General features: G+C 72.3%; 23 protein-coding genes and 2 pseudogenes. 11 read left to right on the top strand and 14 right to left on the bottom strand.

The window, feature by feature from the left end:
* Positions 1 to 24: 24 nt before the first annotated feature.
* From ACFY1U_RS32995 to ACFY1U_RS32985, 3 genes are read right to left on the bottom strand one after another with little or no spacing between them, the layout of a single operon-like run.
* A complete protein-coding gene (locus ACFY1U_RS32995; protein ID WP_390697814.1) occupies positions 25 to 492 on the bottom strand; it encodes a peroxiredoxin in 468 nt (155 codons plus the stop codon).
* Complete coding sequence (locus tag ACFY1U_RS32990; RefSeq protein WP_390697813.1) at positions 493 to 870, bottom strand: DoxX family protein; 378 nt, start codon at positions 868 to 870, stop codon at positions 493 to 495.
* A 31-nt stretch (positions 871 to 901) separates the two neighbouring features.
* Positions 902 to 1,153: a helix-turn-helix domain-containing protein gene (locus ACFY1U_RS32985; RefSeq protein WP_390697812.1), complete on the bottom strand. Its 252-nt coding sequence runs from the start codon at positions 1,151 to 1,153 to the stop codon at positions 902 to 904.
* 177 nt (positions 1,154 to 1,330) lie between these two features.
* Here ACFY1U_RS32985 and ACFY1U_RS32980 point away from each other — a divergent pair, with 177 nt between their 5' ends.
* Complete coding sequence (locus ACFY1U_RS32980; RefSeq protein WP_390697811.1) at positions 1,331 to 1,621, top strand: hypothetical protein; 291 nt, start codon at positions 1,331 to 1,333, stop codon at positions 1,619 to 1,621.
* A 242-nt stretch (positions 1,622 to 1,863) separates the two neighbouring features.
* On the opposite strand, the gene ACFY1U_RS32975 is transcribed toward ACFY1U_RS32980, so the two are convergent.
* Genes ACFY1U_RS32975 through ACFY1U_RS32965 form a run of 3 tightly spaced genes read right to left on the bottom strand, consistent with a single transcriptional unit; the run spans position 1,864 to position 3,272 of the window.
* Positions 1,864 to 2,394 carry a MarR family winged helix-turn-helix transcriptional regulator gene (locus ACFY1U_RS32975; protein ID WP_390697810.1) on the bottom strand — a complete coding sequence of 177 codons (531 nt, stop codon included), beginning with the start codon at positions 2,392 to 2,394 and terminating at the stop codon, positions 1,864 to 1,866.
* A 42-nt stretch (positions 2,395 to 2,436) separates the two neighbouring features.
* The gene (locus ACFY1U_RS32970; protein WP_390697809.1) at positions 2,437 to 2,949 is read right to left on the bottom strand and encodes a hypothetical protein; all 513 of its coding nucleotides are present in this window, start codon (positions 2,947 to 2,949) and stop codon (positions 2,437 to 2,439) included.
* Positions 2,946 to 3,272, bottom strand: coding sequence for a sensor histidine kinase (locus ACFY1U_RS32965; RefSeq protein ID WP_390698055.1), 327 nt, complete (start codon positions 3,270 to 3,272; stop codon positions 2,946 to 2,948). The genes ACFY1U_RS32970 and ACFY1U_RS32965 overlap by 4 nt, the downstream gene beginning before the upstream one ends.
* Between ACFY1U_RS32965 and ACFY1U_RS32960 the strand changes: the two genes are divergently transcribed.
* Positions 3,180 to 3,854 carry a DUF3152 domain-containing protein gene (locus tag ACFY1U_RS32960; RefSeq protein WP_390697808.1) on the top strand — a complete coding sequence of 225 codons (675 nt, stop codon included), beginning with the start codon at positions 3,180 to 3,182 and terminating at the stop codon, positions 3,852 to 3,854. The two genes, ACFY1U_RS32965 and ACFY1U_RS32960, sit on opposite strands and share 93 nt — an antisense overlap.
* A gap of 3 nt (positions 3,855 to 3,857) precedes the next feature.
* On the opposite strand, the gene ACFY1U_RS32955 is transcribed toward ACFY1U_RS32960, so the two are convergent.
* The gene (locus tag ACFY1U_RS32955) at positions 3,858 to 4,349 is read right to left on the bottom strand and encodes an FAD-dependent oxidoreductase (protein WP_390697807.1); all 492 of its coding nucleotides are present in this window, start codon (positions 4,347 to 4,349) and stop codon (positions 3,858 to 3,860) included.
* A gap of 586 nt (positions 4,350 to 4,935) precedes the next feature.
* Between ACFY1U_RS32955 and ACFY1U_RS32950 the strand changes: the two genes are divergently transcribed.
* On the top strand, positions 4,936 to 5,136 hold the full coding sequence (locus ACFY1U_RS32950) for a hypothetical protein (protein WP_390697806.1): 201 nt from the start codon (positions 4,936 to 4,938) through the stop codon (positions 5,134 to 5,136).
* Between the two features lie 58 nt (positions 5,137 to 5,194).
* The gene (locus tag ACFY1U_RS32945; protein ID WP_390697805.1) at positions 5,195 to 5,878 is read left to right on the top strand and encodes a response regulator; all 684 of its coding nucleotides are present in this window, start codon (positions 5,195 to 5,197) and stop codon (positions 5,876 to 5,878) included.
* A gap of 18 nt (positions 5,879 to 5,896) precedes the next feature.
* Here ACFY1U_RS32945 and ACFY1U_RS32940 read toward each other — a convergent pair whose 3' ends face one another.
* Complete coding sequence (locus ACFY1U_RS32940) at positions 5,897 to 6,589, bottom strand: TetR/AcrR family transcriptional regulator (protein ID WP_390697804.1); 693 nt, start codon at positions 6,587 to 6,589, stop codon at positions 5,897 to 5,899.
* A gap of 118 nt (positions 6,590 to 6,707) precedes the next feature.
* Between ACFY1U_RS32940 and ACFY1U_RS32935 the strand changes: the two genes are divergently transcribed.
* The 3 genes from ACFY1U_RS32935 (at position 6,708) to ligD (ending at position 9,500) form a co-directional block, all read left to right on the top strand.
* Positions 6,708 to 7,457: an SDR family oxidoreductase gene (locus tag ACFY1U_RS32935; RefSeq protein ID WP_390697803.1), complete on the top strand. Its 750-nt coding sequence runs from the start codon at positions 6,708 to 6,710 to the stop codon at positions 7,455 to 7,457.
* Between the two features lie 63 nt (positions 7,458 to 7,520).
* Positions 7,521 to 8,423, top strand: coding sequence for an SDR family oxidoreductase (locus ACFY1U_RS32930; protein ID WP_390697802.1), 903 nt, complete (start codon positions 7,521 to 7,523; stop codon positions 8,421 to 8,423).
* A 120-nt stretch (positions 8,424 to 8,543) separates the two neighbouring features.
* Positions 8,544 to 9,500, top strand: coding sequence for a non-homologous end-joining DNA ligase (ligD, locus tag ACFY1U_RS32925; RefSeq protein WP_390698054.1), 957 nt, complete (start codon positions 8,544 to 8,546; stop codon positions 9,498 to 9,500).
* A 56-nt stretch (positions 9,501 to 9,556) separates the two neighbouring features.
* Here ligD and ACFY1U_RS32920 read toward each other — a convergent pair whose 3' ends face one another.
* Together ACFY1U_RS32920 and ACFY1U_RS32915 are read right to left on the bottom strand one after the other, a co-directional pair.
* Complete coding sequence (locus tag ACFY1U_RS32920; protein WP_390697801.1) at positions 9,557 to 10,036, bottom strand: flavin reductase family protein; 480 nt, start codon at positions 10,034 to 10,036, stop codon at positions 9,557 to 9,559.
* A gap of 64 nt (positions 10,037 to 10,100) precedes the next feature.
* Positions 10,101 to 10,577, bottom strand: a complete 477-nt coding sequence (locus tag ACFY1U_RS32915) for an SRPBCC family protein (protein WP_390697800.1) — start codon at positions 10,575 to 10,577, stop codon at positions 10,101 to 10,103.
* A 123-nt stretch (positions 10,578 to 10,700) separates the two neighbouring features.
* Between ACFY1U_RS32915 and ACFY1U_RS32910 the strand changes: the two genes are divergently transcribed.
* Together ACFY1U_RS32910 and ACFY1U_RS32905 are read left to right on the top strand one after the other, a co-directional pair.
* Positions 10,701 to 11,021 (top strand): DUF3040 domain-containing protein, encoded by a 321-nt coding sequence (locus ACFY1U_RS32910; protein WP_390697799.1) that lies wholly within the window; start codon positions 10,701 to 10,703, stop codon positions 11,019 to 11,021.
* 106 nt (positions 11,022 to 11,127) lie between these two features.
* Positions 11,128 to 12,655 (top strand): annotated as a pseudogene (locus ACFY1U_RS32905) (FAD-dependent oxidoreductase).
* Between the two features lie 28 nt (positions 12,656 to 12,683).
* Here the strand turns inward: ACFY1U_RS32905 and ACFY1U_RS32900 are convergent.
* The 4 genes from ACFY1U_RS32900 to ACFY1U_RS32885 all read right to left on the bottom strand — a co-directional run bounded on the left by ACFY1U_RS32900 (position 12,684) and on the right by ACFY1U_RS32885 (position 16,716).
* Positions 12,684 to 13,436 (bottom strand): metallophosphoesterase, encoded by a 753-nt coding sequence (locus ACFY1U_RS32900; RefSeq protein WP_390697798.1) that lies wholly within the window; start codon positions 13,434 to 13,436, stop codon positions 12,684 to 12,686.
* A complete protein-coding gene (locus ACFY1U_RS32895; protein WP_390697797.1) occupies positions 13,433 to 13,714 on the bottom strand; it encodes a hypothetical protein in 282 nt (93 codons plus the stop codon). Before ACFY1U_RS32895 ends, ACFY1U_RS32900 begins: the two co-directional genes overlap by 4 nt.
* On the bottom strand, positions 13,711 to 14,412 hold the full coding sequence (locus ACFY1U_RS32890) for a nucleotidyltransferase family protein (protein WP_390697796.1): 702 nt from the start codon (positions 14,410 to 14,412) through the stop codon (positions 13,711 to 13,713). The genes ACFY1U_RS32895 and ACFY1U_RS32890 overlap by 4 nt, the downstream gene beginning before the upstream one ends.
* Before the next feature lie 132 nt (positions 14,413 to 14,544).
* A complete protein-coding gene (locus ACFY1U_RS32885) occupies positions 14,545 to 16,716 on the bottom strand; it encodes a SpoIIE family protein phosphatase (RefSeq protein WP_390697795.1) in 2,172 nt (723 codons plus the stop codon).
* A 140-nt stretch (positions 16,717 to 16,856) separates the two neighbouring features.
* Between ACFY1U_RS32885 and ACFY1U_RS32880 the strand changes: the two are divergent.
* Positions 16,857 to 17,091: pseudogene (locus tag ACFY1U_RS32880) on the top strand (DUF6480 family protein).
* Between the two features lie 11 nt (positions 17,092 to 17,102).
* Positions 17,103 to 18,242 carry an aromatic acid exporter family protein gene (locus ACFY1U_RS32875; protein ID WP_390697794.1) on the top strand — a complete coding sequence of 380 codons (1,140 nt, stop codon included), beginning with the start codon at positions 17,103 to 17,105 and terminating at the stop codon, positions 18,240 to 18,242.
* Positions 18,243 to 18,408 lie beyond the last annotated feature (166 nt).

The following is an 18,408-nucleotide window of genomic DNA, read 5'->3' as shown; positions in this document are numbered from 1 at the left end:
GCGGGCCCTCCGTTTCGGTTGCTGTCACTTCTGCCGGTCGCGCAGGGCGGCCAGGGCCCGGTCGGCGTGGGTGTTCATCCGCAGCTCGCTGCGGACGATCTCCAGGACCGTGCGGTCCTCCGCGATGACGAAAGTGACCCGCTTGGTGGGGGCCAGGCTGAAGCCGCGCTTGACGCCGAACCGCTCGCGGATGGCGCCGTCCGCGTCGGACAGCAGCGGCATGCCGAGGCTGTGGCGGCCGGTGAACTCCTGCTGCTTCTCGACGGAGTCACCGCTGATTCCCACGGGCCGCGCGCCGGCGGCCGCGAACTCGGCGGCCAGGTCACGGAAGTGGCAGGCTTCCGCGGTGCAGCCCGGGGAGAGGGCGGCGGGATAGAAGAACAGCACGATCGGTCCGTCGGCGAGCAGCTCGGACAGCGTGCGGGTGGTGCCGGTCTCGTCCGGCAGCTCGAAGTCGTCGATCTTGTCGCCGACGTTCACAGGCTCGCCCACCTATCGGCCCTCCCCGTTCTTCGCGACGCTGCGCGCCCACAGCACGAGGGGCACCTGCAGCGGCAGCCGTCCGATGGCCGCGGCCTTCTGCGGGGTGGGGCGGTGCCGCCAGTCGACGGCCATCTTCACGTTGGCGGGGAACACGCCGACGAAGAACGCGGCGGCGGCGAGAGCCGCGGGCTTACGGGTGCGGGGCAGCGCGATGCCCGCCGCGAGGGCCAGCTCGGCGGCGCCGCTGGCGTACGTCCACGTCCTGGGCCTGCCCGGCAGGGCCTGTGGGATGGTCTCGTCGAACTGGCGCGGCGAGGCGAAGTGGGCGACACCCGCGGCGGCCAGCAGGCCGGCGAGCAGCAGGGGCGAGCGTTCGGACCGTGGCACGGTTCCTCCTCTGATGACCTGCTGCCGGATGTTACCCGAGGGTAGAAGGGGTGGTTCCGGCGGCCGGGTCCGGGGCGACGGTCGTGACGGGTGTGCCGTCGGCCACCATGCGCAGGGCGTGGTGAAGCCGCGACCGGGTGTGCCACTGCGGGAAGGTCATGCCGAACTCGTGGCGGAAGAGGCGGCGGAGGGTGCGTTCGCCCGGCCCCGGTGGCGGCGCGAGGGTGGCGAGGGTGCGCGGGTCGGCGGGGTGGGCGTGGACGATCGCACAGACAGCGACCAAGCGCGGGTCGGTGGGGGGTGGGCAGGCGCATCGGCTGCGGGGGGCGAGGTACGCAGCTGGTCGCGCAGGATGCGAGCGCGCGGTGACGTTCGGCGGTGTAGTCGGGCTCGGGCGCGGGGACCCCGTCGCCCACGGCCACCGGCGGTGGCCGGGGGGGCGGCGCTGTGCGCTGCCGTGGTGCGTTCGTCGGGAAACCGCGGCGCGCTCGCCCGCGCGACCGCGGCCATCGGCGACGACTGGGCCTCGTTCCTGCGGCTGCCCGGTGCGATCGTGTGCCGCTCGATCGTCTTCGTCGGGCTCACTGCCTTCGTCTCGCTCTACGCCCACCGACGGACGGGCGGCGGGGAGGCGGCCGGAACGGCGGCACTGTGCGTGCTGTTCGGGGGCGGGGCGCTGGGCGCGGTCGCCGGGGCCGCCCCGCGGACCGGTTCGGGCGGGGCGCGGTGGTGCGCCGGTCGTACGCGCTGACTGTCCTGGCCGTCGCGAGCCTGATCCTGGTACCCGGCCCGGCTGTCTACCTGTTCGTGGCGCTCACCTCGGCCGGCCTGTACGTCCCCTCGCGCTGCACATCACGCTCGGCCAGGACTTCCTGCCGCGGCGGCCGGGTACGGCCAGCGGGGTCACCCTGGGGATGACGGCGAGTGTCGGCGGTCTCGGCGCCCCTGTCCGGGAGCCCGCTGCGGCGGCACCCCGCGCGGTGCGGCGTCGGATCAGGCGGTGCCCGCCGGCGCGGCCGTCTGCTCCTGCGTCTCCATCTCGACGGCGGCGGTGAGGAAGTCGTCGACCATGCGATGGAAGAGGGTGGCCAGCTGGCGCAGTTCCTCCGGTTCCCAGTGGGACAGGGCCGCCTGCATGCCCCGCGAACCGGCCTCACGGATGCGGTCGATGGCCTGCTGCCCGGCCTCGGTCAGCTCGATGCGCTGGGCGCGTCGGTCGTCGGGGTCCGGGACGCGGGTGACATAGCCGGACTTCTGCAGCTGCTGCACGGTGCGGGTGACGTGGGACGCCTCCACTCCCAGCCGGGCGGCCAGTTCCCCCGGGCGCAGCGGCTCCGAATCGGCGATCTGCCGCAGCAGCGCCACGGCCGCACGGTCCAACGGCACACCGGCCAGGGCCATCAGCCGGTCGTGCTGCCTGGCGCGCGTGCTCAGGTAGGTGATGCGGGTGAGCGCACGCTCGATCTCGATCACTTCGTCCGAGGCGGGGGTGTCGGGGATCTCGGGGAGCGGTGGAGTGGGCATGCGATCCACTTTACCCTATTGTTGCGTAACTCAAGTAATCGACTACGTCCCTGGGCCCGGGCACTGAGCTCCCGTGCTGCGAATGTCGAGGCCGCCCGGCCCGGTGACGGTCACCGGCTGCGGGTCGTCCCCCGGGGCGATGACGCGTTGTGCCGCGACGGTCGTGCAGATGAGCTGCGCTGCGGCGAGGGCGCCCGAGTCCCCCGGAACGGCGGACAGCCGGATGGTCACGCGGCTGTCGCGGGAGGTCATCGTCACCCGGGACATCAGGGACGCCTCGGGCGGCAGCACCGTGTAGAGGCCCTCGGCCTGTTCCGCCCGGGTCGGCCCCTTCAACAGCACCCGTACGGCCGAGTCGACATCGACCGGCCCGGCAAGGCTGCGATCCACGCCCCGCAGCGTACGACCGGCCACGAAGTAGACCCGCAGCGTCGGCGCGACCCCGCTCGCGGGTCCGCCCGCCTCCACCACGCCGGTGGTGGGAATGCCGCAGGAGGCCAGCGCGCCCAGCATCGGAAGCCACAGCAGGAATGCGGATCTGCGTGCGGCTCTCATGACCTGCCCCCTCGCGCCGACGCGTCGCCGTCGGCCTGCCCCTGCGCCTGCGCCACCTGCTCGTTGTACAGCGGGAGTTCGACGGTGAAGACGGCGCCGCCCCCCGGCCGGTTCGCAGCGCTCACGCTGCCCCCGTGCACACGGACGTTCTCAGCGGCGATCGCCAGGCCCAGGCCGCTGCCCTCCGTGCGGGTGCGGGCGGCGTCCGACTTGTAGAAACGCTCGAAGACATGGGGCAGCACGGCGTCGGGGATGCCGGGCCCGCTGTCCAGTACCTCGATGACCGCCCGTCGCTCCGCCGCCGGCCGTCCCGCCTCGGACAGACGCAGACGAAGATCCCGGCCACGGGGCCGGACACGTTCACCACCGCGGCCGGGAGCAGCGCGAAGGTCGGGACCGGCACGGCGCTGCGCTACCGGGTCGAGGTCGAGAAGAACATCGACGTGTCCGCCGCCGCCGTCGCCAAGGAGGTGGAGCGCATACTCGCCGACCGGCGGGGCTGGACGGCCGACGGCCACTCGGCGTTCCAGCGGGTCTCCGGCGGCGCCACCGATTTCGTCGTACGGGTCGCGACCCCCGGAACGGTGGACAAGACGTGCCTCGCCGAGGGGGGTCTGGACACCGAAGGCACATACAACTGCAGCGTCAATCACAAGGTGATGGTCAACCTGGAACGCTGGCTGCTCGCCACCCCCGTCTACTCCAAGGACGTCACCGCCTACCACGCACTGATCATCAACCACGAGGTCGGCCACTTCCTCCGACACGGCCACGTCACCTGCCCTGGCCCCGGACAGCCCGCCCCGGCGATGATGCAGCAGATCAAAGGCATGCACGGCTGTGTGCCCAATGTCTGGCCGTACGACGAGCGCGGACGGTACCTCACCGGCCCCGCCGCCCCCTGAAGGTCAGACTCCCGGCACGGTCGCGCCGGTGCGCACGGCCTCGCCCCGGACGGCTCCGCCCGCGATCGCCTGCCGCCACGGCCGGAGGGCCCTGGGCGGCATGCCCACCGCAAGCGCACCGCTCACCCGCTCGCCGGTGCGGTTGGCGGCCACGAACCTGCCCTCGGCCAAGTCCCCTTCCACGCCGTCGCCAACGGCCAGGCCGCCGCCCTCCAGCCACTCGGTGTGGGGCTGCGAGCCGATCCCGACCAACACCTCGTCGCCCTCGACGAGTTCGCCGTCCGCGATCCGCACCCCGCTGTGCGTCACCTCGCCCACGGTGACCCCGCAGCGCAGATCCACGCCCCGTTCGACATGGGCGCGGGCGAGCGCCGCGCCGACTTCGGCGCCGACGGCGTGGGCCAACGGCACGGGCGCGGGTTCCAGGAGGGTGGCCTTGGCGCCCGGCCGCCAAGCCCCGGCGGCGGCCTCGGCGCCGAGGAATCCGGCACCCACCACGACCAGGCCAGCCCCGGTCCGAGCCGGTCCCGCAGGAGTACGTCGTCGAGGGTACGCAGCACGTGCGCGCCCGCACCGGGCAGCCGGCGCGGACGCACGCCGGTGGCCACGATCAGCCCGTCGTACGGCACCTCCGTGCTGTCGGCCAACTGAACCGTGCGCCCGGTGAGTTCGAGGCCGGTGGGGGCCACGCCGAGGCGCGGGGCCAGTCGAGTGCGGCCAGGTCGGCGGGCGGGTGCAGGGCCAGCCGCTGGGGCTCCCACTCAGCGGCCAGTACCTGCGTGGGCTGCGGCGGGCGGTCGTGATCCATCCATGCTTGCCTGACGCAAGCAACCCCGCCGTCACCTGTTCCGGCCGGCGGGACGACCCGCCCGGAGCCCGGGAGACGGGGCGAGGCGCTCACCCGCAAGGGCCTGTCCGATGCGCCCGCGGCCGAACCGGTCGTACAGGAGTCCGTCTGCGTCTGACCTCGTGCCCTTCCGCCGAGAGGGTCGGCCGCGTCGCGGGACACGGACGCTCCTCGCCCGTCGTTCCCGGCGGGCATCGCACACCATGGCTTTGAGGACCCGACCGGAGAGACGCGATGAGCATCCCCTGGCAGCGATACGCGGACGTACACGCGCGCACCGTCGTCACCATGACGGCTGCGTTCCTGCTCGCCGACTTCCTCCTGAGCAGCGGGATCCGCACGCCCGGCGCGCGCCGGCAGGACGCCGCGGCCCCCGATCCGGGGCGCGGCTTCGAGGTCGGCACCCGCCCGCCCCCGTACCCCACCGCTCCCTGACGCCCAGAACCCCCGTGACCCACCGTACGGGGACCATGAGACGACAAGAACGGACACCATGACCATCCGCGTGCTGCTCGCCGACGACCAGGCCCTCCTGCGGGCCACGTTCCGGATTCTGATCGACTCCTGCGACGACATGGAGGTGGTCGCCGAGGCCACCGACAGCGCCGAGGCCGTCGCCCTCGCGCGCGTGCACCGCCCCGACCTCGTTCTGATGGACATCCGCAGGCCCGGCACCGACGGCCTGGCCGCCACCGCCGCGATCTGCGCCGACCCCGAACTGTCGGGGACGCGCGTCCTGATCCTCACCACCTACGAGATCGACGAGTACGTCGCCCAGGCGCTGCAGGCCGGCGCGAGCGGGTTCCTCGGCAAGGACGTGACCGCGGACGCGCTGCTCGACGGCATCCGGACCGTGGCCGCGGGCGACTCGCTGCTCTCCCCGCTCGCCACGCGCGCGCTGATCACGCGCTTCCTGTCCGCCCCCGCACAGGGTGCGCGCCTGGCGGCGTCCGAGGACCTCAGTGCGCTCACCGCCCGCGAGCGGGAGGTGACGGCCTGGGTGGCGGAGGGCCACTCCAATGAGGAGATCGGCGAGAAGCTCTTCGTCAGCCCGCTGACGGTACGCACCCATGTGCACCGCGCGATGACGAAGCTGGGTGCCCGCGACCGCGCCCAACTCGTGGTCATCGCCCACCAGTCGGGGCTTGCACGGGCATCCCGGCCCGCGGAGCGCTGAGCACCGCAGACCGCCGGCTCAGCCTGCGGAGAGCTTGTCCAGCCACTGTTCCAGCAGAGCCGACTCCGCCGGTGTGAAGACCGGGGACTGCGCGGCCCGCAGGCGCGCCGCGAGCGTCGCGGCGGCGACCGGAACGGCGCTGTCCTGCTCCCCCGGCTCACCCGTGCCCGCCGGGCGGGTCAGCGAGTCGAGCACGCTGTCACGCAGCCGCTCGGAGAACTGCGGGTCGGGGTACTGCTCCGGCCTGGTCAGCATCGACAGGGCAGCCCCCACATTGGCAGACATGATCATCTGTGTGGCGAGGGCGGGCGGAACGGTGAGCCTGCCCGCGGCGGCGCACCGTTCGAGGATGCCGTGCAGCAGGGCGTGCGCCTCCTGGGCCGCCGCGGGCGGGGCCGTCAGTTCGGGCGAGTACATCAGGCGGTAGTGGTTGGGGTGCTCCAGTGCGAAGCGCATGTGGTTGTCCCAGCCGCTTCTCAGGTCGGCGACCGGGTCGTCGCTGGGCCGCGCCGCCCGTTTGGAGGCGAGGTATTCCTCGAAGCCCCGGTCGACGACGGCGGCCAGCAGCCCGGCCTTGTCGCCGAACAGCCGGTAGAGCATCGGCGCCCCCACCCCGGCCGCCTCGCACACCGCACGCGTCGAGACATCGGCGACCGGCGCTTTGGCCAGCAGGTCCGTGGCCGCTTCCAGGATTTTTTCCCTCGCATCCATGCGTCCAAGGTACGCCATTCGTAGCGTCGATACGAAATTGGCAATACCGACGCTACGAAGCTGTGTTATCGTCGATACGAGCAAGTCGTAGCAACGCTAACAATTGAAGGGTGCAACCATGACCACTCAGTCCCCCACGGGCCGTCGTGTCGCGATCGTGACGGGCGGATCGCGCGGCATCGGCCGGCAGGTCGCCGAGCGGCTCGCCGCCGACGGCTTCGCGGTCGTCGTCGGATACGCGGGCAACAAGGACGCGGCCGACGACGTCGTACAGACCATCGAGGCCGCAGGCGGCTCCGCGTACGCCGCCCGCGCGGACGTCGGCGACGAGACAGCGGTGGCCGCCCTGTTCGACCTGGCGGAGGCCACCTACGGCGGCATCGACGCGGTCGTGCACGCGGCTGGACGGATGCCCCTGTCCCCCATCGCCGAACTCGACCTCGGCGAGCTCGACGCCCTCTACCACACCAACATCCGCGGCACGTTCGTCGTCGACCAGCAGGCCGCCCGCCGCCTGCGCCCGGGCGGAGCGCTCATCAACTTCTCCACATCGGTGGTGGGCCTCGCCTTTCCCGGCTACGGCGCCTACGCCGCGAGCAAGGGGGCGGTCGAGGCGCTGACGCTGATACTCGCCCGGGAACTGCGCGGCCGAGACGTGACCGTGAACGCGGTGGCGCCCGGCCCCACCGCCACCGAGCTCTTCCTCGACGGCAAGGACGAGGAGACGATCGCCCGTCTGGCCGCGCAACCACCGCTGGAACGCCTGGGGACGCCCCAGGACATCGCGGGCGTCGTGTCCTTCCTGGCCGGCTCCGAGGGCCGCTGGATCAACGGACAGGTGGTGCGGGCCAACGGCGGCATCATCTGACGGCCCGCGCCGTCCTTCGACAACCCGAGAGTTCGAGACTTCGAGAGTTCGAAAGGAACATCCGTGAGCGACAGCAAGGTCATTCTCGTCACCGGTGCCTCCAGCGGTTTCGGCGCCCTCACCGTCCGCGCGCTCGCCGAGCGCGGGCACACGGTCTACGCGGGCATGCGCGCCCTCGGCAGCCGCAACGCTCAAGCCGCCGCCGACCTGGCCTCCCACGCGGCCGAGCACGGAGCCGACCTGTACGCCGTGGAACTGGACGTGACCCGGCAGGACAGCGCGGACGCGGCCGTCGCCCGCGTCGTCGACGAGCAGGGCCGCCTCGACGTCCTGGTCCACAACGCCGGGCACATGGTGCTGGGCCCCGCTGAGGCCTTCACCACCGAGCAGCTGGCGGATGTCTACGACACCAATGTCCTCGGCACCCAGCGCGTCAACCGGGCGGCCCTGCCCCTGCTGCGCGCGCAGGGACAGGGGCACCTCGTGTGGATCGGTTCCTCCAGCACACGCGGCGGCTGCCCGCCCTTCCTCGCCCCGTACTTCGCGGCGAAGGCCGCCATGGACGCCCTCGCGGTGAGCTATGCCGCCGAGCTCATCCGGTTCGGGATCGACACCTCGATCGTCGTGCCGGGCGCCTTCACCTCGGGCACCAACCACTTCGCGCACGCCGGCGCACCGGCCGACGCCGACCGGGCCGCCGCCTACGACACCCGCTACAAGGCGCTGATGGATGACGTGAACGTGCGACTGGCCGGGCTGATACCGCCGGACGCGAACGTCGCCGAGGTGGCCGAGGCCGTCGTGCGGGCCGTCGAACTGCCGCCCGGCAGGCGGCCGTTGCGGGTTCACGTGGATCCGAGCCGCGACGGCAGCGAGGTCGTCTCCGCCGTGGCCGACCGCGTCCGCGCGGAGTTCTTCCGCAGGGTGGGCCTCGACGACCTGCTGACGCCGGCGAGCAGCCTTTAGGCAGCGCCGTTCACAGGCGTCCGCAGGCAGCGCCGTTCAGGGGAACCCGGCCGTCGGGGCGAATGGCGGCGGACCGCACCGTCGACAACTCACCCCGTGACGCTCCCCCTGATCCCGCCCATGCTCGCCACCCCCGGTTCCCTGCCGACCGCCGCGCAGGACTCCCGCTGGGCCTACGAGACCAAGCAGGACGGCCAGCGCGTGGTGACCTACCTCGAAGGGGACGGCAGCATCCTGCTGCGGGCACGGTCCGGAGAGGACATCACCGCCGCATATCCCGAGCTGCGACCGCTGGGCGGGGCGCTCGGTGCCACACCTGCCGTGCTCGACGGGGAGGTGCTGGCACTGGACGAACAGGGCCGCGCCGACTTCCAGTTGCTGCAACCCCGCATGGGGCTGGCGCACGCACCCGGCAGAGCGGCACGGCAAGCGGCGAAGGCGCCCGTGCACCTCGTCCTGTTCGACGTGATGCACCTGGGCGGCCAGGACCTCACCGCGCTCCCCTACGCCCGGCGACGCGAGCAGTTGGAGCAGCTGGGGCTCCACGGCCCGTTCTGGTCCACCCCGGCCGCCCTCGTCGGGCACGGCGAACAGGCCTTGCAGGCCACCCGTGAGCACGGCCTGGAGGGCCTGGTCTGCAAGCGGCTGGACTCGGCGTACGAGCCCGGGGTGCGTTCCCGGGCCTGGATCAAGATCCGCAACATGCGCAGCGAGGACGTCGTGGTGGGCGGCTGGCTGCCCGGCAAGGGACGGCTGTCGGGGCTGCCCGGCGCCGTCCTGGTCGGTCAGCGGGCCGCGGGACGCCTTCGGTACGTCGGGAGTGTGGGCACCGGCTGGAGCGAGGCCGAGCGATCCCAGCTCGCCGCGCTGCTACGGACCGCCGCGACCGACGTGTGCCCCTTCGATCCCGTGCCGTCGGTCGCGGGGGCCCGCTGGGTGGTGCCACGGCTGGTGGGAGAGGTCCGCTACAGCACCCGCACCCGGGCGGGACTGCTGCGCCAGCCGTCGTGGCTACGGCTGAGGCCGGACCTGGCACCCGAGGACGCATCGGCCGACATCCTGGACGGCCCTGTCTGAACCCTGCCACCCGACGCATCGCCACGCGATGCGCTGAACCAACGGTGGATACGCCGTCACGCGGGGTGGCCCGGGCTGATGTCCCGGGCGTCGTCGAGCCGGAGCAGGGGTCCGTCCGCGCGGCTGCCCCAGTCCTCGGGGGTGAGGACGAAGCCGACGTGGTCGCCGCCGTCGACGCGCTGTTCGACGCTGCCGACGAACCAGGCGGCGGCCTCCTCCAGGACGACCGAGCCGCCGTGTCCGCGCGTCCAGGGCACGTGCGTGAATTTGTCGGTCCGATCCCCCGTCTCCCCGCCGAACAGGGATGCCAGCTCGTGCTGTTCCCGGGTGAGCAGATGGACGGCCAGGCAGTCCGCGGCACGGGCCACCGCGTACGTGTGGTTGACCCTGGAGATCCACACCACGAACCGCACCGGCCGGATGGAGCACTGGGAGGAGAAGGAGACCAGACAGCCCGACCGCTGCGTGCCCGCCGCGGCCGTGACGACACACATGTCGGGACTCAGCCGACCCATGAACGCGTCGAGGTCTGTCATGTCCCCTCGCTCCTCACCCTCGTCGACGAACCACGGTCCCGGGCGGGACCACCGCAGCCGGCCGTCAGAGCGGTGTGCCCGGGTCCTCGGGCCGGATGCGGCCACGCCAGCCGCCGGTGGCGCCGCCCTCGCTCTCCACGTAGTCCTTGAACCGGCGCAGATCCCCCTTCACCCGCCGGTCGATCAGGCCCAGCGCGTCCGCGCTCTGCTCCGCGACGCCCCCGGGTGCGACCTCCATCACGAGTTCCACGCGGGTGTGCGTGTCGTCCAGTCGCTCGAACCGGACCGATCCCCTCTGTTGCGTGTCGCCGCCGACGGACCGCCAGGTGATCCGGTCGTCCGGCAGCTGATCGACGATCTCGGTGTCGAACTCGCGCCGCACCCCGCCGATGCTGGTGGTCCAGTGGTTGTGCCGGTCGTCGAGCTGCCTGACCTCGTCGACGCCCTCCATGAAGTTCGGGAACTGCTCGAACTGAGTCCACTGGTTGTACGCCATGCGCAGCGGAACCTCCACGTCCACTGCTTCCTTGACCGTGCCCATCGATGCCTCCTTGCCCGCTTCTTGCCGGGGCCGGCCGCGCCCCGCGACCGCCCTCCTGCGCGTGCGTGACACCGGGTACCCAGCAAAGGCGTCGGTGAGCGCATGCGGGGAACCCGGAGGGTCATGGCTGAGCACCCAGACCCCGATGACGTCGTGCTGTCGCCGCACGAACGGCTTGCCCTGCGGAGTATCGAGGCGGAACTGCGCGGCGACCGGCGCCTCGCCCGAAGCATGCGCCGCCCCCCGATCTCCCGGCTCTGGCTCCCGCTGTCGGTGGCCGTGCTGTCGTGTGCCTCGCTGGTCCTCGTCGTCATGGGGATCCGCACCTCGGACCCGGTCGTCATCTGGTGCTTCGCCGGCCTGTGGCCCTTCACGCTGTTGCAGGCCTTCCGGCTGCTGTGGCGCGCGAGCAGGGGCACGGATCGCATCACCTCATGGCTGTGAACCAGCCCTGCACGGCACCGGTCGGCTCTGCGACCGACGGCGTTGGGGACGGTCGCGTGTGCGGGCGGTCGCGTGTGCGGACGATCGCTGCGGGCACTCGGCGGTCATGACCGCCGAGACGGAAATCCACGGATCGTACTGGCTCGAGACGGCGCCGCCGGGTGAACCCGCTCCTCCGCCGGCCGGTGACATCTCCGTCGACGTCGCCGTGGTGGGCGGTGGCATCGCAGGCCTGAGCACGGCGTGGGAACTGGTCCGGCAGGGACGCAAGGTGGCCGTACTGGAGGCGGGCCGCCTCGCCGCCGGGGTCACCGGCCACACGACCGCCAAGCTGACCGCTCTGCACACGCTGACCTACGACCATCTGCGCCGCACCCGCGGCCCGACAGGGGCACGCCTGTATGCGCAGTCGCAGAGTGCCGCGATCCGGCACGCCGCCGGGATCGTCGACGAACTCGGCATCGACTGCGACTGGGAAGAGGCCGCGGCCTACACCTACGGCGAGCAGCCCCGGCTGGTGGGAAAGCTGCAGGCGGAGGCGGAAGCAGCGCGGGAGGCGGGTCTGGCTGCCGAGTTCGTGACCGAGACCGAGCTGCCTTTCCGGATCGCCGGCGCGGTCCGGGTGACGGATCAGGTCCAGTTCCATCCCCGCAAATACCTGCTGGCCCTCGCCGAGGACCTACGCCGGCGGGGCGGCGCTCTGTACGAGCACACACGCGTCGTGGGTCTCACGGAGGGCGAGCCCTGCGTCCTGGCGACGGACGCGGGCGTGTCGGTGCGGGCGGACGAGGTCGTGATCGCCACCCACTACCCGGTCTTCGACCGTGCCCTGCTCTTCACCCGGCTCTCCCCACGCCGCGAACTGGTCGTCGCCGGGACCATCGACGAGGACCGGGCGCCGCGCGGCATGTACATCACGCCGGAGCGGAACACACGGTCCGTGCGCAGCGCGCCCCTCCGTGACGGGAAACGCCTGCTGATCGTCACCGGGGAGCACTTCACGCCCGGCACCGCCGATGTCGAGGAGCGGTTCGCGCGGCTCTCCGCCTGGGCCGAGGGCCATTTCCCGGGGCTCGCGATCAGCCACCGCTGGGCCACGCAGGACAACGACGCCACCGACTCCGTGCCGCTCGTCGGACCGCTCTGGCTGGGCAGCCGTCACACCTACGTGGCCACCGGGTTCGGTGGCTGGGGGCTGAGCGGCGGCATCATGGCGGGCCGTCTGCTCAGCGATCTCGTCCAAGGCCGTGAGGTCGCCTGGGCCGGCCTCTACGATCCGCGCCGTCTGCTCTCGGTGGTCCGCGAGGGAGCCTCGTTCCTGAAGCATCAGGCACAGGTGGCGCGGCACTTCGTCGGCGACCGGCTGCCCACGACGGGGCCTTCGACGGCGGCGGACATTCCAGCGGGGCGGCGGTGCCGTGGTGCGGGTGGGAGGGCGGCAGTGCGCCGTGCACCGTGACGAGAACGGTCAGCTGCGGGCGGTGGCGGCCCGCTGCACCCACATGGGCTGCCTCGTCGCGTTCAACCGCGCGGAACAGGCCTGGGAATGCCCCTGCCACGGCTCCCGGTTCGCCCCGGACGGGCAGATCCTGCAGGGCCCGGCCGTACGGCCACTGGAGCAGCGCGACATCTGAGACGACCGCCTGCGGCACTACCGGCGGCTCACACGCGTTGCGCCGACCGGTTCGCTTCCCGCACCGGCAGGTTGTAGACGTGAAACGCCTGCCGGATGACCGGCTGCGCCACGTTCCGCACCTGCACTCCGCCGGTGGTCATCCCGTGCTCGGTGCCGGAATGGGCGTGTCCGTGGACGGCGAGGTCGGCGCCCTCGGCGTCGATCGCCTCGGCCAGCAGATAGCTGCCGAGGAACGGATAGATCTCCAGCGGCTCGCCCGCCAGCGTGTCCGGCACGGGCGAGAAATGAGTCAGCGCGATCCGCACGTCGCACTGTGCCCGGGCCAGTTCCCGCAGTCCGGTCCGCAGGCCGTCCGCGCACTGGCGGGAGTACCGGACGAACTCCTTCATGACGGGCTCGCCGAACTCTCCCGCGCACCTGCCCGCGAACCCGCCCCCGAACCCTTTGGTCCCCGCGATCCCGACACGGGTGTCGCCGCTGGTCACCACGGTCGACCGCCCTTCCAGGACCCGTACGCCGGAATCCTCGAGGACGGCCGTCACCTCGTCCGGGCACCCGCCGTGATGGTCGTGGTTGCCGAGGACCGCGACGACCGGCACCGCCAAGTCCTCGACCTCCTTGGCGACGACCAAGGCCTCCTCCGGTGTGCCGTGGCGGGTGAGGTCGCCGGCCAGCAGCAGAAGATCCGCGCAGTCGGGCAGCGTCTCGAACGCGGGACGGAGCACACCGTGGCTCTCCGGTCCCAGGTGGATGTCCCCGACGGCTGCCACCCGGGTCATGCGAGGTCCTCCGCGTCGTCCGGCGGGGCGGTTCGCGCCGTGACGATGTCGCAGTGCAGCGGCACGTCCGGGAAGGCCTCGCGAGCCAGGCGCAGGATGTCCTCACGGCACCGCGCCGAGGGGACCGTCCCGGTGAGCAGGACGGCCTCGCCGCGCAGTTCGGCGCGTACACCCAGTTCGCCGGGCAGACCTTCCGCGAAACGTTCGGTCAGATGGGCGACCCGGTAGTCGAGGCCCCCCGGGGTGCCGGAGGAGGGCTGGACCGTGTGCTCGCTCATGGCTGTTCCTTCGAGGGTTCGGCTCGCTGCTCCGGCTCGGGCTCGATGACGTCCAGGCGCTCCAGGAGGAACAGGAAGGCCGCGGGCATGGGCTGGTCGCCGCAGGTTCGCCGTACCTCCTGCCAGTCGACCTTCTCCCGCAGCGAGCGGGCGACCGGGAGTACGGCCCCGAAGTCGCAGTGGTGTTCCGAGAAGGCCTTGAGCAGGCTCACCAGCATGTCCGTCGGCGACAGCACCGGCATGCGGACCGAGTCGACGGGCAACTCCCGGGCGCGTGCCAGCAGTTCCGGGGTGACGGGGTGGTCGGACAGTTCGAAGATGATGTCGACGCTCTGGCCGAGGCAGCTCGCCTTCAGCAGCCAGTCCTCCGGGGCGTGGTGGACGGTGAGACCACCCTCGCGCAGCGTGGCCGCCACGGCATCGGCGTCCTCGGGGAGGACGCAGAAGTCGACGTCGTGCTGCAGCCTTCCGCTGACGCCATGGGCGTAGGCCGCCACGCTCCCGGCCAGGGCGAATCCGTGCTCCTTCTGCTTGAGGAGAGCGGCGACCTGTTTGGCCGCCTCCAGGATCGCCTGGGTGCGGTCACGGGGCAGGTCGTCGTCCCGCCCTGGGGCGGGCGACGGCTCCCCCGGGGCGAGGCGCAGGCCGGTGGGGCCCGAGTCGTCGGCGCGGGCCGCGCCGTGCGCGTCGTGCACCATGGGCGCTCCCTTCGCGATTCCCCGGCGTCGGGGCAGGGCACGAGCGGATCTGTCTGCCCCCGCCCGTGCGCACGTCCGGGTACCCCCGGGCCACCGGCGCGACACGGTCCGGAGCCCTGTCGGCGGGCGGTGTCAGTCGTCCCCGGCTTGGTCGGGCGCGGCCTCGTTGAGGTGGACGATGAGCAGGGCCACGTCGTCGGCGGGGTCGGAGGCGTGACGGATGAGGGCGTCGGCCATGACGTCGGGGTCTTCGGGATCCGTGCGTGCAACGAGTTCGGCGAGCGTGCCGACGGCGTCGTCCAGGTCGACGCCGGGCCGTTCGATGAGTCCGTCCGTGTACAGAACGAGGACGCAGCCGGGGTGCAGGGGGTACTCGGCGGCCAGGTAGTCGGCCCGGTCGTCGATGCCGAGGAGCAGTCCGGGAGGCGGACTCAGGACCTCGGTGTGGCCGTCTGCATGGCGCAGCACGGCAGGCGGGTGGCCGGCGCTGGCCAGGCACAGGCCGTGGCGGCCCAGATCCAGGTGGGCGTAGAGGCAACTGGCGAACCGGCCGGGGTTCAGGCCGACGAGCAGGCGGTTGGTCCGCCCGAGCACATCCCCCGGGGAGGCCCCGGCCGCCGCCTGGCTGTGCACGGCGGTGCGGACCTGTCCCATCAGGGCCGCCGCGTCGATGTCGTGTCCCTGGACATCACCGATCGCGGCGGCGAGGGTGGTGTCGTTCAGCCGGATCAGGTCGTAGAAGTCACCGCCCACCTCCACCCCGTGGCCGGCCGGCCGATAGCGGGCGGTGACCCGCAGCCCGGGCAGGCAGGGCAGGCGCCGGGGCAGCAGCGCGGCCTGGAGCTGGTGGGCCACGGCGAACTGGGTGTCGTAGAGACGGCCCCGTTCGAGGGCCTGGCCGACGAGGCCGGCCAGCGCGGTGATCACCGCGCGCTCGGTGGGCGGGAAGTGCCGGGGGCGGTCGTAGGCGAGGACGAGCGAGCCGACGGCCCGGCCGGAGGCGATCAGCGGGAGGAACGCCCAGGACGTCTTGTCGTCGACGTGGACGGCTTCGGGATACGACCGCCTCAGTTCGTCGAAGCCCCGGAAGAAATGCGGGCTGCCGGTCTCCATCACGCGCACGGCGGGCATGTCGGCGTTCAGGGGCATGTGGTCGAAGCGTTCCATGAGTTCGGCGTCGTAGCCGCGGTGGCCGAGGATTCTCACCCTGCCGTCCCGTGGCGCCATGACGGCCATGGCTGTCGCGCCGAGGGCGGGCATGAGCTGGTCGGCGGCCTGGTCCACCACGTCCTGGACGCCGAGGGCCTCGGTGAGCGTGGCGGCCATGTGCATCAGGTGGTACAGGGAGCCGGCCCGGCTCGGTCCATGTGCGGCGGGTTCGGCCGTCCCGGCGGGACGGTCGGGGGCACTGTCGGGGTTCACCGCGCTCGGCGACAGCTCGTCGCGGGGGTCACCGCGGGTGATCCGCACGCTGATGCCGGAGGGGTCCGGGTAGAGCGCGAAGGCCAGCCGGGTGTCCGGGGGGCGCACCGCGCTGAAGGTGGTGGGCCGTTCGCTCACCAGCGTCGACCGGTAGGCGTCCTCGATCTCGGGGACGTCCATCCACGGCAGGACTTCCCAGGGCGGTGCGCCCAGCAGGGTGTCGGCGTCGGCGCCGAGCAGGCGTGCCGCCTCGGGCGTCACGAAGGTGAACCGGCCGGTGTCGTCCAGCGCGCACGCACCGCCCGGCAACCGGGCGATGAACGCCGCCTGTTCGCTGCCCTCGGCGCGCAGAGCATGGGCGCGGGAAGGGTGGGGCAGGATCCGCGGTTCACCCGGCGCCGGCGGAGCGCCGCGGTCCGCCGCGTCGCGCAGCAGGCGGCCCAGACGCCGGCAACCGGCGTCGATGACCGCGCGCTCCGTGCCGCTGAGCCGGGGCGGATGAGCGGCCGGCCACAGCAGCACCAGTCCGCCCACGACCGAGCCCCGGGCGGCGATGGGAGCGGCCGCCAGGGCGAAGGCGTACGGCAGAACGAGCGAGGTGCGCGGGTAGTGGCGGGCCATGTCCTCCATGTCGCTGATCCACACCAGGCGGCCGGCCCGCACGGCGTCCGCCACCGGAATGGAGTCCGCCAGGCCCACCCGGGTCCACGGAAGGGCCATTTCACGGGGCACCCCCGTCAACGCCACCAGCCACAGGGCGTCACCGTTGCGGGGCAGGACGTAGAGCATGCCCCTGGAAGCCCCGCAGTCCCGGACCACGTCCAGCAGCGCCGTGTCGACCGACTCGGGTGCGACATGCGCCGCAGCGTCGCTCTGGCTCACAGCACCTCCCGTCGAACATCCGACGAGTTCCCAGGTCGACCGGCCCAATGCAGGGGGCGGCGGGCGAATGCGGGGTCGGGGACGGAGAGCCCTTCGTCCCGTTTTGGTGATATCCGATCAGCGCAGGGGACTCGGATGCCGTGACTTTCACGAACCCTGATCCCGAGCCCGAACGTACGACGGGGCTGGAACCCGGAGGCGGTGTGCCCCCCCGGTGAAACGCCTCCTGCGGAGAGCAGCCTGCCCGAGGCCGGTCCGCGCGAAGTGCACAACCCGGCCAAGGGCTGGGCCAAGGCGCCACTGGCGGTGATCCTCGTGGTGACCGTGCTCGTGGCGGCCTTCTTCCTCGCCTTCGCCCTGGCCCTCGTCCTTTGATCGTTCTCACGTTGTCCAGGAAGACGCGGGGCGCAGCACGGGCCGTACAACGCGCATGGGAACAACCGGGCAGGGAACGGGACCTCGCCGCGCAGGCGCTGAAGGCCGCCTTCGCCGCCTGGGCGTCCTGGGCGGTGGTGGGCTGGTGGCTGCACGCGCCCATGGCCTTCGTGGCGCCCTTTGTCGCGATCCTGCTCGTCGAGTCGACGGTCTACCAGTCCGTCGCCCATGCCCTGCAGCAGCTGGCGGCGATCGCCTCGGGAACCGTCATGGCCACGCTGCTGGTGCTGTTGATGCACAACAGGATCGGCGCCATGGGGCTCGTCCTCCCCCTGGTGGTGCTTCTCGGTTCATGGTCGCGGCTCGGACGGCAGGGGATCTACACGGCCACCGGCGCACTCTTCGTCCTCACCGACACGCAGGTCAGCCTGACGGGGTGCGCCGCCCGGATCGGCGAGGCCGTGTTCGGAGCGGCGGTCGGCATCACGGTCAACGCGCTGATCCGGCCACCCGTCTACCTGCGCAACGCGCACGCCGCGATCCACGAAGCCGCACAGGAGACGGGCAGGCTCCTCGAAACGGCGAGCGGCCGTCTCGTCGACGGCCAGTGGGACGTCGACGAGACGCAGGCATGGCATCGGCAGGCCCTGCACCTTCAGCACCTCGTGACGCGGTGCCGGTCGGCCGTCGGCTGGAGCCGGGAGAGCCTGTGGGGCAACGTACGCCGCCGCACCCTCGCCTCGTCACGGCCGAACAAGGACTACGAGGACGCGACGGTCGTGCTGGACAACGCCGCCGTGCACACGACGGAACTCACCCGCACCCTGCTCGAGGCGGCCGCCCGGGACCGGCAGGCGCACTGGTCCCGGCTGCCCCTGATCCGCGGTTACGCCGACTTCCTGGCCCGGGCGGCCCAGATCGTGAGGCTCTCCGCGGACGGCGGAGCCGGCCAGGACCGGGAAGACACTCTGCGGCAGGCCGTCCGCGAGATGCGGGCCGCGATGGACGGGCTGCGCCGGCAGCTGCCCGACCTGGTCCTCGGCGAGCCCGAGGAGGCCTCGGCGTACGGCGCCCTCCTCCTGCAGGCCCAGCGGCTGGCCGGAAACCTCGAGGCGTCGGCACGGCAGGAGGCTCCCCCTGGCCACGTCTGAAGCGGCATGCCGTTTTGTGCAGGGGGGCAAGGGAACCCGTTCGGCACGACATCGAGACCCGGGCACTGTACGGCGACAGTGTGCCTCAGCCCCGCGGGCCGAGGACTGTGAAGCCGCCCCGGTGACACCGGGCAGTGTCGGTTCTCCCGGTGCCATCGGTTGGAGT

Source organism: Streptomyces sp. NPDC001351, from assembly GCF_042896045.1.
Classification (GTDB): Bacteria; Actinomycetota; Actinomycetes; order Streptomycetales; family Streptomycetaceae; genus Streptomyces.
Note: the sequence above shows the minus strand (reverse complement) of the source record. Positions and strands in the feature narration are given on the sequence as shown.

Bases quoted from the DNA above. Each gene is read 5' to 3' on its own strand.
- ACFY1U_RS32975 (WP_390697810.1), bottom strand. From the start codon at position 2,394: ATGCCCACTCCACCGCTCCCCGAGATCCCCGACACCCCCGCCTCGGAC.
- ACFY1U_RS32970 (WP_390697809.1), bottom strand. From the start codon at position 2,949: ATGAGAGCCGCACGCAGATCCGCATTCCTGCTGTGGCTTCCGATGCTG.
- ACFY1U_RS32960 (WP_390697808.1), top strand. From the start codon at position 3,180: ATGGGGCAGCACGGCGTCGGGGATGCCGGGCCCGCTGTCCAGTACCTC.
- ACFY1U_RS32950 (WP_390697806.1), top strand. From the start codon at position 4,936: ATGAGCATCCCCTGGCAGCGATACGCGGACGTACACGCGCGCACCGTC.
- ACFY1U_RS32945 (WP_390697805.1), top strand. From the start codon at position 5,195: ATGACCATCCGCGTGCTGCTCGCCGACGACCAGGCCCTCCTGCGGGCC.
- ACFY1U_RS32940 (WP_390697804.1), bottom strand. From the start codon at position 6,589: ATGGATGCGAGGGAAAAAATCCTGGAAGCGGCCACGGACCTGCTGGCC.
- ACFY1U_RS32935 (WP_390697803.1), top strand. From the start codon at position 6,708: ATGACCACTCAGTCCCCCACGGGCCGTCGTGTCGCGATCGTGACGGGC.
- ligD (WP_390698054.1), top strand. From the start codon at position 8,544: ATGCTCGCCACCCCCGGTTCCCTGCCGACCGCCGCGCAGGACTCCCGC.
- ACFY1U_RS32920 (WP_390697801.1), bottom strand. From the start codon at position 10,036: ATGACAGACCTCGACGCGTTCATGGGTCGGCTGAGTCCCGACATGTGT.
- ACFY1U_RS32915 (WP_390697800.1), bottom strand. From the start codon at position 10,577: ATGGGCACGGTCAAGGAAGCAGTGGACGTGGAGGTTCCGCTGCGCATG.
- ACFY1U_RS32910 (WP_390697799.1), top strand. From the start codon at position 10,701: ATGGCTGAGCACCCAGACCCCGATGACGTCGTGCTGTCGCCGCACGAA.
- ACFY1U_RS32900 (WP_390697798.1), bottom strand. From the start codon at position 13,436: ATGACCCGGGTGGCAGCCGTCGGGGACATCCACCTGGGACCGGAGAGC.
- ACFY1U_RS32895 (WP_390697797.1), bottom strand. From the start codon at position 13,714: ATGAGCGAGCACACGGTCCAGCCCTCCTCCGGCACCCCGGGGGGCCTC.
- ACFY1U_RS32890 (WP_390697796.1), bottom strand. From the start codon at position 14,412: ATGGTGCACGACGCGCACGGCGCGGCCCGCGCCGACGACTCGGGCCCC.